General features: G+C 70.0%; 16 protein-coding genes and 1 riboswitch. Of the genes, 10 read left to right on the forward strand and 6 right to left on the reverse strand.

Going from position 1 to position 14,302, the window contains the following annotated elements; all coding sequences use genetic code 11:
* Positions 1-269 precede the first annotated feature (269 nt).
* On the reverse strand, positions 270-926 hold the full coding sequence (gene maiA, locus M3U25_RS11465; protein WP_242159707.1) for a maleylacetoacetate isomerase: 657 nt from the start codon (positions 924-926) through the stop codon (positions 270-272).
* Positions 927-1,015: 89 nt separating this feature from the next.
* Positions 1,016-2,005, reverse strand: coding sequence for a fumarylacetoacetate hydrolase family protein (locus M3U25_RS11470; protein WP_160948159.1), 990 nt, complete (start codon positions 2,003-2,005; stop codon positions 1,016-1,018).
* A gap of 345 nt (positions 2,006-2,350) precedes the next feature.
* On the opposite strand from M3U25_RS11470, the gene M3U25_RS11475 reads away from it, so the two are divergent.
* The 3 genes from M3U25_RS11475 to M3U25_RS11485 all read left to right on the forward strand — a co-directional run bounded on the left by M3U25_RS11475 (position 2,351) and on the right by M3U25_RS11485 (position 4,908).
* Positions 2,351-3,712, forward strand: coding sequence for a DEAD/DEAH box helicase (locus tag M3U25_RS11475; protein ID WP_355501421.1), 1,362 nt, complete (start codon positions 2,351-2,353; stop codon positions 3,710-3,712).
* A 175-nt stretch (positions 3,713-3,887) separates the two neighbouring features.
* Entirely contained in the window at positions 3,888-4,247 is a 360-nt protein-coding gene (queD, locus tag M3U25_RS11480) for a 6-carboxytetrahydropterin synthase QueD (protein ID WP_355501418.1), read from the forward strand.
* A 283-nt stretch (positions 4,248-4,530) separates the two neighbouring features.
* Positions 4,531-4,908, forward strand: a complete 378-nt coding sequence (locus M3U25_RS11485) for a phasin family protein (protein ID WP_010343827.1) — start codon at positions 4,531-4,533, stop codon at positions 4,906-4,908.
* Between the two features lie 275 nt (positions 4,909-5,183).
* Here the strand turns inward: M3U25_RS11485 and bioD are convergent, their stop codons facing one another.
* Entirely contained in the window at positions 5,184-5,873 is a 690-nt protein-coding gene (gene bioD, locus M3U25_RS11490; RefSeq protein ID WP_355501413.1) for a dethiobiotin synthase, read from the reverse strand.
* A gap of 120 nt (positions 5,874-5,993) precedes the next feature.
* Here bioD and M3U25_RS11495 point away from each other — a divergent pair, with 120 nt between their 5' ends.
* The 4 genes from M3U25_RS11495 to M3U25_RS11510 all read left to right on the forward strand — a co-directional run bounded on the left by M3U25_RS11495 (position 5,994) and on the right by M3U25_RS11510 (position 9,766).
* Positions 5,994-6,476, forward strand: a complete 483-nt coding sequence (locus M3U25_RS11495) for a GAF domain-containing protein (RefSeq protein ID WP_160948164.1) — start codon at positions 5,994-5,996, stop codon at positions 6,474-6,476.
* Positions 6,473-6,901 carry a TfoX/Sxy family protein gene (locus M3U25_RS11500; protein ID WP_355501410.1) on the forward strand — a complete coding sequence of 143 codons (429 nt, stop codon included), beginning with the start codon at positions 6,473-6,475 and terminating at the stop codon, positions 6,899-6,901. Before M3U25_RS11495 ends, M3U25_RS11500 begins: the two co-directional genes overlap by 4 nt.
* A 25-nt stretch (positions 6,902-6,926) precedes the next feature.
* Positions 6,927-7,144, forward strand: a riboswitch (cobalamin riboswitch).
* Between the two features lie 113 nt (positions 7,145-7,257).
* Positions 7,258-9,129: a TonB-dependent vitamin B12 receptor gene (btuB, locus tag M3U25_RS11505; RefSeq protein WP_355501407.1), complete on the forward strand. Its 1,872-nt coding sequence runs from the start codon at positions 7,258-7,260 to the stop codon at positions 9,127-9,129.
* Positions 9,130-9,310: 181 nt separating this feature from the next.
* On the forward strand, positions 9,311-9,766 hold the full coding sequence (locus tag M3U25_RS11510; protein WP_355501404.1) for a GNAT family N-acetyltransferase: 456 nt from the start codon (positions 9,311-9,313) through the stop codon (positions 9,764-9,766).
* Between the two features lie 40 nt (positions 9,767-9,806).
* Here M3U25_RS11510 and M3U25_RS11515 read toward each other — a convergent pair whose 3' ends face one another.
* Positions 9,807-10,706: a LysR substrate-binding domain-containing protein gene (locus M3U25_RS11515; protein ID WP_355501401.1), complete on the reverse strand. Its 900-nt coding sequence runs from the start codon at positions 10,704-10,706 to the stop codon at positions 9,807-9,809.
* 162 nt (positions 10,707-10,868) lie between these two features.
* Here M3U25_RS11515 and M3U25_RS11520 point away from each other — a divergent pair, with 162 nt between their 5' ends.
* The 3 genes from M3U25_RS11520 to M3U25_RS11530 are packed head-to-tail and all read left to right on the forward strand — an operon-like array spanning position 10,869 to position 12,605.
* Positions 10,869-11,414 (forward strand): hypothetical protein, encoded by a 546-nt coding sequence (locus M3U25_RS11520; protein WP_355501397.1) that lies wholly within the window; start codon positions 10,869-10,871, stop codon positions 11,412-11,414.
* 7 nt (positions 11,415-11,421) lie between these two features.
* The gene (locus M3U25_RS11525; protein ID WP_254459222.1) at positions 11,422-11,748 is read left to right on the forward strand and encodes a hypothetical protein; all 327 of its coding nucleotides are present in this window, start codon (positions 11,422-11,424) and stop codon (positions 11,746-11,748) included.
* A 14-nt stretch (positions 11,749-11,762) separates the two neighbouring features.
* Positions 11,763-12,605, forward strand: coding sequence for an MBL fold metallo-hydrolase (locus M3U25_RS11530; RefSeq protein ID WP_355501392.1), 843 nt, complete (start codon positions 11,763-11,765; stop codon positions 12,603-12,605).
* Between the two features lie 77 nt (positions 12,606-12,682).
* On the opposite strand, the gene gph is transcribed toward M3U25_RS11530, so the two are convergent.
* Together gph and M3U25_RS11540 are read right to left on the reverse strand one after the other, a co-directional pair.
* Entirely contained in the window at positions 12,683-13,336 is a 654-nt protein-coding gene (gph, locus tag M3U25_RS11535) for a phosphoglycolate phosphatase (protein WP_355501390.1), read from the reverse strand.
* A 183-nt stretch (positions 13,337-13,519) separates the two neighbouring features.
* The gene (locus M3U25_RS11540; protein ID WP_355501387.1) at positions 13,520-14,257 is read right to left on the reverse strand and encodes an SDR family oxidoreductase; all 738 of its coding nucleotides are present in this window, start codon (positions 14,255-14,257) and stop codon (positions 13,520-13,522) included.
* Positions 14,258-14,302: the final 45 nt, after the last annotated feature.

Consider the following 14,302-nt stretch of genomic DNA (forward strand, 5'->3'; position numbering starts at 1 on the left):
CGGGGTTGCCCTTGCCTGGGCAAACGTCACTTCCACGCAACTGCGCGTCGGGACTGAAGTCCCTCCCACAGTGCACCAAGCGCGTTCGCCGCAAGCCCCTGTGGGAGTGACTTCAGTCGCGACGCGTGGAGGCCGAAGCGTCCGGCACTGCAGTCCTTTCCACATCCTCATGCTTACCGATGCGGCAGGGATGGCGGCAGCGTCGACAGACCGGGCATTACCGGCACGCCGGTCGCGGCTGAAGCCGCTCCTACGACGATACTCCCGACTTACTGCGCGTCGGGCTGGTTTTCCGGGCGCGCCGCGTCGAAGGCCGGCAGCGCCAGGCAGGCGCGCTCGATCCGCTCCAGGGTCGGGTAGACCTGCAGGTCCACGCCGAAGCGGCGCGCGTTGTACAGCTGCGGCACCAGGCAGCAGTCGGCCAGCCCGGGTTGCTCGCCATGGCAGAAACTGCCGGTGTCCGGCGATTCGGCCAGCAGTTGCTCCAGCGCATCGAAGCCGACCTGCATCCAGTGCCGCATCCACTCCTCGCGCTCGGGCTGCGGCACGTTCCAGGCGCTCTCGAAGAACTGCGCCACGCGCAGGTTGTTGAGCGGGTGGATGTCGCAGGCGATCAGTTGCGCCAGGCCACGCACGCGGGCGCGATCGATCGGCGCGTCCGGCAGCAGCGGCGGCTCCGGCCAGCGCTCGTCCAGGTACTCCAGGATCGCCAGCGACTGGCGGATCGGCTGGCCGTCGTGGCACAGGGTCGGCACCAGCTCCTGCGGGTTCAAGCGAGCATATTCCGGCGAATGCTGCTGCCCGCCATCGCGCACCAGATGCACCGGCAGCGACTGGTAGGCCAGGCGCTTGAGCTCCAGCCCGATGCGCACCCGGTACGCGGCACTGGAGCGCCAGTAGGTATAAAGCTGCAGTGCCTCGTCCATGCCCGCCTCCGTCTGCGCAATCGACAACGATACCGGTGGACACCGGCGTCGCGGCGCCGCCGGTCGCCCCGGGAGCGCCGCCGGCCGGGTCAGGGCAGCGGCGCCTGCTCGATGCGCTGCTCGATCGCGCCGAAGATGCTCACTCCGTCACGGTCCAGCATTTCGATCCGTACCACGTCGCCGAAGGACATGTACGGCGTGCTCGGCTTGCCGTCGCGCAGGGTCTCCACGGTGCGCTGCTCGGCGAAGCAGGAGGCGCCGCGCGCGGTGTCCTGGTTGGCGATGGTGCCCGAGCCGACCACCGCGCCGGCCGCCAGCGGCCGCGTCTTGGCCGCGTGCGCGACCAGCTGCGCGAAATCGAACTGCATGTCCTCGCCGGCTTCCGGCGCGCCGAACCAGGCGCCGTTGATGTGGGTCAGCAGCGGCAGGTGCACCTTGTTGTCGCGCCAGGCCTCGCCCAGCTCGTCGGGGGTGACGAACACCGGCGACAGCGCCGAGCGCGGCTTGGACTGCACGAAGCCGAAGCCCTTGGCCAGTTCCGGCGGAATCAGGTTGCGCAGCGACACGTCGTTGACCAGGCCGATCAACTGGATGTGCGCGGCGGCCTGCGCCGGCGTCACCGCCATCGGCACGTCGTCGGTGACCACCACGATCTCGGCCTCCAGGTCGATGCCGTAGTCCTCGCTGACCACCTTGACCGCATCGCGCGGGCCGTAGAAACCGGCGCTGACCGCCTGGTACATCAGCGGGTCGGTGTAGAAACTCTCCGGCACCTCGGCGCCGCGTGCGCGGCGCACGCGTTCGACGTGCGGCAGGTAGGCGCTGCCGTCGAGGAATTCGTAGGCGCGCGGCAGCGGCGCCGCCAGCGCCGCCATGTCCAGGTCGAACTGGCCGTCGGCGCTGCCGTCGTTGAGCGACTCGGACAGGGCGTTCAGGCGCGGGGCGAGGTTGCTCCAGTCCTCCAGCGCGCGCTGCAGGGTCGGCGCGATGCCGGTGGCGCGCACCGCGCGGGTCAGATCGCGGGACACGACGATCAGGGTGCCGTCGCGACCGCCTTCCTTCAGGGAACCTAGCTTCATGTCCGTCCAGTGCTGGGGGCTGAGCCGGCGATTGTACGGCCAGACGGCGGCTTGGTTTCAACTGAAACGGACCCGCATTTTGTGCAGCGCGCCAATTCAGGTACACTGCACCGGTCTGCATGCGGCCGTCCGTTTCCCTCAGGGACCGCCGGCGAGGCCAGGATCGCAACGATCCGACTCGCCCGCCCCGCCCGACGCCTTTCGTGGTGCCGACGAACCCCAGCCTCGCGCTGCGGGTTGATCCACCCTCTCGCAGCGCGGTTCACGGGAACGCTCCGAGCCTCACCTACTTGCGCCTGCGCGCCGGGTCCGTCCCGGCGTCGGCGCGTTATCCGGAGCATTCTCATGTCGTTCGAATCCCTGGGCCTTGCGCCCTTCCTGCTGCGTGCGCTGGCCGAGCAGGGCTACGAAACCCCCACCCCGATTCAGGCGCAGGCCATTCCCGTCGCCCTGGAAGGCCATGACCTGATGGCCGGCGCGCAGACCGGCACCGGCAAGACCGCCGCGTTCGGCCTGCCGCTGCTGCAGCACCTGGGCACCTCGCCGCAGCCGGTGGGCACCGGCCCGCGCAAGCCGCGCGCGCTGATCCTGACCCCGACCCGCGAACTGGCCACCCAGGTCCACGACAGCCTGCGCGGCTACAGCAAGTACCTGCGCATTCCCAGCACCACCATCTACGGCGGCGTGGGCATGGGCAACCAGCTCGACGCGCTGCGTCGCGGCGTGGACCTGCTGATCGCCTGCCCGGGCCGCCTGCTCGACCACCTCGAGCGTCGCAGCGTGGACCTGTCGGGCATCGAGATCCTGGTGCTGGACGAAGCCGACCGCATGCTCGACATGGGCTTCCTGCCCTCGATCAAGCGCATCCTCGCCAAGCTGCCCAAGCAGAACCGGCAGACCCTGCTGTTCTCGGCCACCTTCGAGGACGGCATCAAGCAGTTGGCCCGCGAGTTCATGCACGATCCGCAGGAAATCCAGGCCACTCCGAGCAACACCGTGGCCGACACCATCACCCACCGCGTGCACCCGGTGGACGGTGCGCGCAAGCGCGAACTGCTGCTGCACCTGCTGGCCGCCGACTCGCGCAAGCAGACCCTGGTGTTCGCCCGCACCAAGCATGGCGCCGACAAGCTGACCACCTTCCTGGACAAGTCCGGGCTGAAGACCGCCGCGATCCATGGCAACAAGAGCCAGGGCCAGCGCCTGCGTGCGCTCGGCGACTTCAAGGCCGGCCGGATCACCGTGCTGGTGGCGACCGACATCGCGGCGCGCGGCATCGACATCGACCAGTTGCCCAAGGTCATCAACTACGACCTGCCGATGGTCGCCGAGGACTACGTGCACCGCATCGGCCGCACCGGCCGCAACGGTTCGACCGGTGAGGCGATCTCGCTGGTGGCGCAGGACGAGGCCAAGCTGCTGCGCGCGATCGCACGCATGCTCAAGCGCGAGATGGACATCCGCGACGTGCCGGGCTTCGAGCCGGTCACGCCGATCCGCTGGGGCAACAACAACCCGCCGGACGAGCGTCCGGGCGGCCAGCGCCCGCCGCGTCGCGGCAGCCACGCCCGTCGCGGCCATGGCGATGCGCCGGTGCACGCGCATGCGCACGCCGGCAGCAAGAAGCCCGCCGACGGCGCCCGCCGCCAGGGTCAGGGCCGCCGCCAGGGCAACGGCGGCGGCAACCGCCCCGCCGCGCCGCGCTGAGCCTTCCGCGGCCGCGCACTGCGCACGCACCCAGGCCGCCCTTCGGGGCGGCCTTTTTATTCCGCTTCACCTGGCAGCGCGCAGATCGCCCGCCCTGCAGCATGACGCCACCGCCGTCGTTGCGCGCGCCCAGCACCGCGCCATGCCGCCCCACCCCGACCGTAGAATGCCTCCCATGGATATCTTCAAAGTCTTCACCCTCGAAGCCGCGCACCGCCTGCCCAACGTGCCACCCGGCCACAAGTGCGCGCGCCTGCACGGGCATTCGTTCCGCATCGAGCTGCACGTCAGCGGCGAACCCGGCGCCGAGAGCGGCTGGGTCATGGATTTCGGCGACATCAAGGCGGCGTTCCGTCCGCTCTACGACCAGCTCGACCACCATTACCTCAACGACATCGAGGGCCTGGACAACCCCACCAGCGAACGCCTGGCGATGTGGATCTGGGACCGGCTCAAGCCGGCGCTGCCGCTGTTGAGCGAAGTGGTGGTGCACGAGACCTGTACGTCCGGCTGCCGCTATCGCGGTCCGGGCTGAGCAAGGCTGGGATTGGGGAATGGGGATTCGGGAATCGCAAGGGCGGCACCGCGCCTTCTGAGGGGTTTCGATGCCGCCCGCCTTGCGTTGCGTCGTCGCGCGCATCTGGCGCTTTCCAGGCTCGCGGAGGCGTCCGGCAAGGGCTGGCGGAATTGCGCCAAACCATTGAGCAGAAAAGCAGTTTGAACGGATCCTGAGCGGCTTCAGAAAATTTTGTTGCATCGCAGCAGAATGGGCGTATGTTGCACTGCAACAGCAGTCGGCATTCCAATGGAGTTGCATGATGTCCGCTCAATTCAACGACCAGTTCAGCAGCTACACCCAGCAGTTCGCCGCCGCTGCAGCGCGGGCCAACCGCCTGGCGCTGGAGAGCGCCGAGAGCGTGTTCGGCGTGCAGTTGAAGACCTTCGAAAAGAATGTGTCGGCCACCACCGGCTTCCTCGGCGAACTGACCGAGGCGCGCGACCTGGGCACCGTGCAGGCGCTGTGGCCGAAGGGCCTGCAGATCGCCCGCGACAACTTCGAGCGGCTGGCCACGGCCAACCAGGAAGTGTTCGGCCTGGGCCTGAAGACCTCCGAGGCCATCGGCCAGCTCGCCAAGCACCAGTTCGAGGCGGCGACCGAGCAGGCCGCGCCCAAGGCCAAGCCCGCCGCCAAGTAAGACCCGATTCGACGTCGCTGCGGTTCGCCGCCCGACGCACCCTCGGTCTGCACGGGTCCCTCCCCCCGTGCAACCCCAAGGCCCGGTAGATCCCTCCCTCTACCGGGCCTTTTTTATGGGCGGGATTCGGGAGTTGGGGATTGGGGATTGGGGATTGGTCGATCGCGTGCGTCCCGGCGTTCCTGTCTTTCTTTGCGGGAAAGCTGCGGCACCGATGCTTCGTTGGTGAGGCGTCGGGACTGAAGTCCCTCCCACACAACCCGCCCGGCAGTTGGTCAGCCCGGCGACATTCCTGCCCAAGGCTGCAACTGCGCGGCCAGTTGCTCGGCCTGCGGTTGCGGCCGGTACGGCAGGCGCCCCCAGCACGGCATCGGCAGGCGCGCGCGCAGCATCGCCATGTTGTCGTCGATGCGCTCCATCGCCGGGTCGATCTCGTTGCCGATCCAGCCGATGCACTGCAGGCCGTCGTCGGCGATCGCCGCGGCGCTGAGCCGGGCGTGGTTGAGGCAGCCCAGGCGCAGGCCGACCACCAGCACCACCGGCAGCCGCAGCGCGCGCGCCAGATCGGCCTGGTCCAGGCTCGCCGACAGCGGCGCCGCCCAGCCGCCCACGCCTTCCACCACCACCACGTCGGCCTGCGCGCGCAGGCGTTCGAACGCGGCCGCGATCGGCGCCAGTTCCAGTTGCACGCCGGCGTCGGCGGCGGCCAGTTCCGGCGCCAGCGGCAGCGGCAGCGCGTAGGGATTGAGATCGTCATAGCGCGGGCGCGGCGCGCTGGCCTCCTGCAACGCCAGTGCGTCCTCGTTGCGCCAGCCCTCGGCCTCGCGCGTGCAGCCACTGGCCACCGGCTTCATGCCCACCGCGCGCTGGCCGCGCGCACGCAGGGCATGCAGCAGCGCGGTGCTGGCGATGGTCTTGCCGATGCCGGTATCGGTGCCGGTGACGTAGAAGGCGGGAACAGCCATGCGAACGAAACCCTGTCGGTTGGCCGGCGGGACGCGCGGCGGCGCGCAGGATAGCCGGGCGCGCCGCGCGCGTCAGCCGCGGCGGTGCCGGCGGACCCAGCGCGCTGCTAGACTCGGGCGATGTTCGCCTCGTCCTCGCTCACCGGCAGCAAGCCGGAACAGTACGCCCAGTTGCTCGACCAGGCCCGTGCCCTGGTCGCCGGGGAGCCCGACCGCATCGCCAATGCCGCCAACCTGGCGGCGCTGGTGTATCACGCGCTGCCGCGGCTGAACTGGGTCGGTTTCTATCTCTACGACGGCAAGGAACTGGTGGTCGGGCCGTTCCAGGGCCTGCCGGCCTGCGTGCGCATTCCGCTGCACAAGGGCGTATGCGGCGCGGCCGCCAGCAGCGGCCAGACGCAGCGCATCGACGACGTGGAGGCCTTCCCCGGGCACATCGCCTGCGATGCCGCCTCGCGTTCGGAGCTGGTGGTGCCGCTGCTGCGCGACAGCGCGCTGGTCGGCGTGTTCGACCTGGACAGCCCCGACCTGGCCCGCTTCGACGCCGACGACCAGCGCGGGCTGGAAGCGATCGCCCAGGTCTTCGTCGACAGCCTGCGATGAGCACCACCAAGCTGCGCAACATCGGCCCCAAGAGCGCGGCCTGGCTGCGCCAGGTCGGCGTGCGCACGCAGCAGGACCTGGAGGCGGCCGGCGCGGTCGGGGCCTTCGTCAAGGTCAAGCGCGCCGGCTTCAAGCCCAGCCTCAACCTGCTGTACTCGCTGGAAGGCGCGCTCAGCGGCTGCCACTGGCAGGAACTGTCCGAGGCGCGACGCGCGCAGTTGCTGGGCGAGCTGGAAACGGCGACGGCGGCGCTGCCGGCGCAGCGCGGCCTGCCGGTCGCCGGGCCGGTGGCGACCACCCATTTCGACCGCGCCGACACGCGCGGCGACGATGACGCCGACGGCGCCTACGCGCCCGACCCGCACGACGCGCCGGCGAGCGACCATCACGGCGACGACGACGGCCACGGCCCCCACGCCGACTGAGCCGCGCAGGCAGCGGCGATCGCGTACAATCGCGCCGCTTCAAGGTGACCCGCCGGCTCCGGCCAGCGGGTTGAAACGGGAAGCCGGTGCGTCTTGCGACAAGGCCGGCGCTGCCCCCGCAACGGTAAGCGATCCGCGCTGACGACCTGCGCCACTGTGCCTGGGCATGGGAAGGCGTCGCAGCCGGGAGGTCCGCCTCCCCGATCGCCAGCCCGGAGACCGGCCTTGCAGTTCACTGGTTGCGATGCGGAGGGCGTCGCGGCGTGCCGCGCCGTGTCCGGCGCCGTCCGCTTGCACCTTCCGTTCGCGACTCCCTTGCCGTCACAGCGCGCAGCCGCGCGCCGGAGTTGCCACCCATGTCGTCCCGCCTGCTTTCGGTCGCGATCGCGTCCGCCCTGTCCCTGCCCGCGCTGGCCCACGCCGCCGATGCCGCCACCGACCTCGACCAGGTCCTGGTCACCGCCACCCGTACCCAGATCTCGGTGGAGGACAGCGTGGTCCCGGCGCAGGTCATCGACCGCGCCGAGATCGAGCGCAGCCAGGCCGATTCGCTGGCGCAGCTGCTGCAGGGCCGCGCCGGCATCGGCATCTCCAACCAGGGCGGCCTGGGCAAGCTGACCACGCTGAACCTGCGCGGCAGCGAATCGGACCACGTGCTGGTGCTGGTGGACGGCGTGCGCATCGGCTCGGCCAGCGCCGGCCTGGCCGCGTTCCAGGACCTGCCGCTGAGCCAGATCGAGCGCATCGAGATCGTGCGCGGCCCGCGTTCGAGCCTGTACGGCTCCGACGCGATCGGCGGCGTCATCCAGATCTTCACCCGCCGCGGCGGCCAGGGCTTCCAGCAGAACCTGAGCCTGGGCGGCGGCAGCCACGGCCTGCGCGAGGCCGGCGCCGGCTTCAGCAACCGCGGCGAGCGCGGCTGGCTGGCCGTGCAGGGCGGCTACCAGAAGACCGACGGCATCAATGCCTGCAACGGCTCGGCCACGCTGTTCGCCGGCTGCTTCGTCGACCAGCCCGACCGCGACGGCTACCGCAACGTCTCGCTGAGCGCGCGCGGCGGCTACGCCCTGACCGACACGCTGCGCATCGAGGGCCAGGCGCTGAACATCGACAGCCGCAACGAGTACGACGGCGACGCGCTGTTCGCCGGCAACGAGGCCGACAACACCCAGCAGGTGTTCAGCGGCAAGCTCGACTGGACGCCCTCCGATCGCCTGCACCTGGCCGCGCAGCTGGGCCGCAACGTCGACGACGCCGACAGCTACTACCGTGCGCCGGGCGCGCGCACCCGCAGCTTCATCAGCACCTTCGACAGCCGCCGCGACACCGCCGCGCTGCAGGGCGACATCACCCTGGCCGAAGGCCACCTGCTCAGCGTCGGCAGCGACTGGCAGCGCGAGCACGTCGCCAGCACCACCGCCTTCGACGTCGACAGCCGCGACAACACCGGCGTGTTCGCCGAGTACCAGGGCCGCTTCGGCGCGCAGCAGGTGCAGGCCAGCGTGCGCAGCGACGACAACGAGCAGTTCGGCGAGCACACCACCGGCAGCCTCGGCTGGGGCCTGGCGTTGGCGCATGGCCTCAAGCTCACCGCCAGCGTCGGCACCGGCTTCAAGGCGCCGACCTTCAACGACCTGTACTACCCGTTCGCCGGCAACCCTGACTTGAAGCCGGAGCGCTCCAAGAGCGGCAACCTGGGCATCGCGCAGTATGCCGACAGCTGGAACTGGACCTTCAACGCCTACGAGACCCGGGTCAAGGACCTGATCTCCTACGACGCGGTCAGCTTCCTGCCGGTCAACGTGGACGAGGCACGCATCCGCGGCGCCGAACTGACCGGCTATGCGTTGCTGGCCGGCTGGGAACTGTCGGCGCAGCTGAGCCACACCGACCCGCGCAACCGCAGCGACGGCGACAACCGCGACAACTGGCTGGCGCGGCGCGCGCAGAACACCGCGCGCCTGGACGTGGACCGCGGCATCGGCCCGGTCAAGCTCGGCGTCACCGTGTTCGGCAGCGGCCACCGCTTCGACGACGCGGCCAACCGCGTGCGCCTGGCCGGCTATGGCACCGTCGACCTGCGCGCGGAATACGCGTTCACCCCGGACTGGACGCTGCAGGCCAAGGCCAGCAACGTGTTCGATCGCGACTACCAGACGGTGAACTGGTACAACCAGCCGGGCCGCGAATATGCGCTGACCCTGCGCTACGCGCCGGCGGCGCGCTGACCGCACGCAGCACGCTGCAGGAAGAAACGCAGCCGCGAACGGGGATCACCAGCAACGCTCCGTTCGCGGCTGAAGCCGCTCCTGCAGGGGCGGTGACGCGGCTGCCTGCGGGCGGGCGCAGCGTGCCCATGGCATGCTGCGCACCCACCGGCAGTGCCGGCCGATGCAACGGATTGCCAGCATGCATGTCGACTATCGCCCTGCCGTTCCCGCCGATGCGGCCGCCTGCATCGACCTGCGCGCACGCACCCGCGAGAACGCATTCTCCGCCGAGCAGTTGGCCGCGCTCGGGATCGATGCGGGCAGTTGGCAGGCGTGGATCGCCGATGGCAGCGTGCCCGGGCACGTGGCCGAGGTCGCCGGGCGCATGGTCGGCTACTGCTTCGGCGACCGCCACAGCGGCGAGATCATGGTGCTGGCGCTGTTGCCCGAATGGGAGAACCACGGCATCGGCAAGGCGCTGTTGGCGCGGATGATCGAGGATTTCCGCCGCTGGGGCTTCGCACGCCTGTTTCTGGGCTGCGCGGCCGACCCGGCGCTGCGCTCGCATGGGTTCTATCGCCACCTCGGCTGGCGCCCGACCGGCGCGATCGACGCCCTGGGCGATGAAGTGCTGGAGTATCGGCTGCCGCACTGAGCGACTCGCGCCGCCATCGGCGACGCCGCGCTCGTCGCGGTCAGTGCGCAGTGGCGGTGGCGCGCGCCTCCTCCAGCAGCCAGTCGACGAACCGCTGGAGCGGCGCATCGCTCAGTTGCACCGGCTCCGGCAGCACCAGGCAGAAGGTCTTGGCGATCGAGGTGGCCGCGGGCCACGGACTCAGCAAGCGGCCGTCGGCCAGTTCGGCCTCCACATACAGGCGCGGCACCAGCGCGACCCCCAGGCCGGCCAGTGCGGCTTCGATCGCCATGGCATGCAGATCGTAGCGTGCGCCGCGCGCGGGGTGGCTCAGGGCGATCCCGGACTCCTGCGCATAGCGTTGCCAGGCATCCGGATTCTGCCGGCGCTGCAGCCGCGGCAGCGCATCCAGCGCGCTGGTCGCGTCCTTCCCGTGCAACAGTCGCGGATGGCACACCGGCACCAGCACTTCGTGCAGCAGGCGCTGCACGCGCATCCCCGCCCAAGCCGGGTGCTCGAAATGCAGCGCGGCATCGAAGCCGCTGCCAACGAGCACGAACGGCTCCATCCGTTCGGCCAGATGCACGGTGATCTGCGGATGCCGCGCCTGGAACCGGCCCAGTCGTGGAATCAGCCAGCGCATGGCGAACGTCGGCAGCGCGGCGATGTCGAGACTCGCGCCGTCGCGCGGCCGCCCCATCAGATCGCGGCTGTCGCGCTCCAGCCGGTCCAGGGTCTCGCGGACCTGCGCCGCATAGCGCCGGCCGTTCGGCAGCAGCCGCACGCGATTGCCGATGCGCTCGAACAGGCCCACGCCGAGGAAGCTTTCCAGGCGGCCGATCTGGCGGCTGATGGCGCCTTCGGTCAGGACCAGTTCCTCGGCCGCGCGCGCGAAACTGCCATGGCGGGCCGCCGCCTCGAACGCCATGAGCGCGGAATGGCTGGGGATCTTGCGGCGCATGTCGGGTCCCGTGGCAGGCGGCGCACTTTACCAGCCCGAGCATGACATGCAGTCACGGAAGGGTGACCGAATATCGATATCAACGCGGAAAACACAGGACTAGGATGAGTCATCCTCAACCATGACACGCCGGCACGCACCGTTCCGGCCCAGGACGATCCGATGCTCTACACCGTGGAATGCAGCTTCGCCGATCCCGCCAGCGAAGCGGAATGGAACGACTTCTACAGCCGGGAAAAACTGCCGGCGCTGATCTCGGTCGAGGGCTTTCGCAGTTCGCAGCGCTTCAAGGCGCTTCGCGACGGCGGTCCGACCTATCTTGCGCTGCACGCCATCGACGGCCTGCACGTCCTCAGCGGTGCGGAATACCGGCACAAGGGCGGCGGCAACTTCGCCCGCTGGCAACGCCACATCGCCGACTGGCACCGCAATCTCTATGACGGCCTGGAGCGCGCGCCGGCCGTGGCGCGCGACGAGGTACTGCTGGTCAGCGCCGACGGCCCCGCATCGCTGCTGCGGCTCGGTCTCGCGCCGCATGGCCTGCATGCGGTGGAACTGGACAAGGTGCCGGCGCAGCGCTGGCTCGCCAGGTGTGACCGCGCCCGGCTGCCGGCCATCGGCGAGCTGGCGCAGGATCTCCAGGCCTATGCGCCAATGACCGCGCAACTGGTCGCAGCCCGCGGCATCGCCAGCACGCTACCGCAGTAGGCGCACGATGCCGAACCTCACCCTTTTCATCCCCGCGCAGGCCATGCCGGCCGATCCGGTGCTGGCCGCGCTGACCGACCACTGCACCGCGCTGTGCACGGACGTGCTGTTGGCCGCGGTGCAGAACGTGCACATCATCTATGTGCCGGTCCGGCACGGTCGCGGCCACCCGGTGTTCGCGGAACTGCGCTACCGACGCGCCGACGCGCGCACGCCGGCGGTCATGCAGCGGTTCATGGCCGCAATCGACGACGCCATCCGCGGTGCGACCGGCGCCACCGCACGCATCCGCTGCGTCGGCCACGCGCCCGCCGAACTGCACGCACGCAACTGAGCCCCGGGATCCGCATGTCCATCCCCACGTTTCCGCACCTGCAGCTCGGCGATGTCAGCGTCACCGCCCTCAGCGATGGCTATCTCGCCACCGGCCTCGAGATCCTGTCGCCCATCGCCGCGGCCGATGCGCTGCAGATGCAGCAGGCCGCGCGGGTGCTGCAGCCCAGTGCGGTGCACATCAACTGCTACGTGGTGCGCATCGGCGGCCGCACCGTACTGATCGATGCCGGCGCCGGCGGCTTCCGCGACGGTGCCGGCCGGTTGCGCGGCAACCTGGCGTCGGCCGGGCTGCAGCCGGCGCAGATCGATGCGGTACTGCTGACCCACGCCCATCCCGACCATGTCGGCGGGCTGATCGAGGCATCCGGAGACGCCGCGTTCCCGAATGCGGAGTTGCTCGTGCAGCGTCGCGAAGTCGGGTTCTGGCAGGACGACGCCAACCTGAGCCGCGCGCCCGCACGTGCCCGCGGCAACTTCCTGCTCGCGCGGCAGGTGTTCGCGGCCTATCGCGACAGGTTGCGCAGGTTCGACGACGGCGAAATCCTGCCCGGCATGCACGCGTTGCCGCTACCGGGACACACCGCCGGGCACACCGGCTATCGGCTCGATTCCGGCGGCCGCGGCCTGCTGGTATGGGGCGACATCGTGCATTTCCCCGACATCCAGATCCCGCGCCCGGACGTGGCGGTGGTCTTCGACCACGATCCGCAGCTCGCCACCGCGACCCGCGCGGCGCTGCTGGACCTGGTCAGCGCGGAGCGGCTGCCGATCGCCGGCATGCATCTGCGCGAGACCGGCTTCGCCCACATCGAACGCCGCGGCACCGGCTACGCAATCGCCAACGTTCGGTCGTGACCGGTCGATGGCGACCTGCGGCCGATGTCCGTCGGCACGCAGGCAGCGGCCATGCCAGCCGCGTTCCATCGCCGGCATCAACGCAGCGTCAGCAACTCGCGCAGATCGTCCATCAGCAGCACCACGTCGGCGGTGGCCAGATCCAGGTCGCGCGGATAGCCGTAGCGCACCAGCGCCACCGGCATGCCGGCGGCGTGGCCGGCCTGCAGGTCGGTGGGCGAATCGCCGACCATCAGGCAGTGCGCCGGCGGCTGCCCGAACTGCTGCGCCAGGTGCAGCAACGGCGCCGGGCTGGGCTTGCGCTCGGGCAGGCTGTCGCCGCCCAGCACCGCGGAAAACAGCGCGGCCACGCCCAGATGCTGCAATAGTGGCGGCACCATCGCCGCCGGCTTGTTGGTGCACAGCGCCAGGGTCACGCCTTCCGCACGCAGCTGCGCCAGCGCCTCGGCCGCCCCCGGATACAGCCGCGGGCTGCGCAACAGGCATTCGGCGTAGTGGCGCATGAAGGTCGGCATCACCGTGTCGAGCGGCGTGGCGTCGCCGGCGTGCCGCCAGGCGATCTCGACCAGTGTGCGCACGCCCTCGCCGATCCAGCCGAGCACGGTCGTCTCGGGCACGCGCGGCAGGCCGAAGTCGACCAGGGTGCGGTTCAGCGCCTCGGCAATGTCGGCGCCGCTGTCGACCAAGGTGCCGTCCAGGTCGAACACCACCAATGCGTACGGGAACGTCATGTCGTGCCAATGCGGGAGAAGAAGTGCGCATTGTAGGTGGCGCCTACCCGCCGCGCCGCCGCGCCGCCGCGAGGCACTGTCCTTGTAACCGTTTCAATCAACGCACCCGTGAGGGTGCGACGCACTAACCATCGCCGTCTGCCAGCGCGTGTATCCGGATGCCCGCTGGTTGAATCCCACCGTTCAGACCAGCCGGCCGCCGCCGTCGATGTGCAGGATTTCGCCATTCATGAAGCGGTTTTCCAGCAGGAACGCGATCGCTTCGCCGACTTCGTCGGCGCGGCCGACGCGGCCGCCCGGTAACGCCGCCGCGGCGCCCGCGAGGATCGTGTCGCGCGCTTCCGGGCCAAACGCATCGTACAACGGCGTCTCGACGAAGCCCGGCGCGACAACATTGACACGAACCGGCTTCAGTTCCAGCGCGAGCGATTGCGCCAGCGCCTCGACGCCGCGCACAGCGGCGGCGATGACGGACGTGCCGTGAGCGGCCGGACGATCAGACAATTGTCCGCCGGTCAGCACGATGGAGCCTGTCGCGGGCATCAGCGGCAGCACCGAGCGAATCGCGTACACCGGCCCGGCGATGCGCTCGTGCAGCGCGGCGAGAAGATGGTCTGGATCGGTCTCGTTCAGCTTGCCGGCAATGAAGCGGCCGGCCGTGACGACCAGATGATCGACCCGCGTCAGCGTGTCGAATACGGCCTGCACCGCATGCCGATCCGCGATATCGGCCATTGCGATGCTCGCGCCGCCGAGCGACCTTGCTGCGGCCTCGAGTTTCGCGCGGGTTCGGCCGACCAGGGTAACGCTGGCGCCTCGGGCCTTCGCGGCGGCCGCAGCCCCGAGCCCGATGCCGGAACCGGCGCCAAAAATCACCACGTGCGCGCCGTCCAGCGCCGAAGATTGCAGGGGTTCGTTCATGTCGACTTAATCAAGGGATTGATGGTTCGCGAACGCTAGGTCATT

The sequence above is a fragment of the Xanthomonas sp. PPL134 genome, from assembly GCF_040595915.1.
In the GTDB taxonomy this organism is placed as follows: Bacteria; Pseudomonadota; Gammaproteobacteria; order Xanthomonadales; family Xanthomonadaceae; genus Xanthomonas_A; species Xanthomonas_A indica.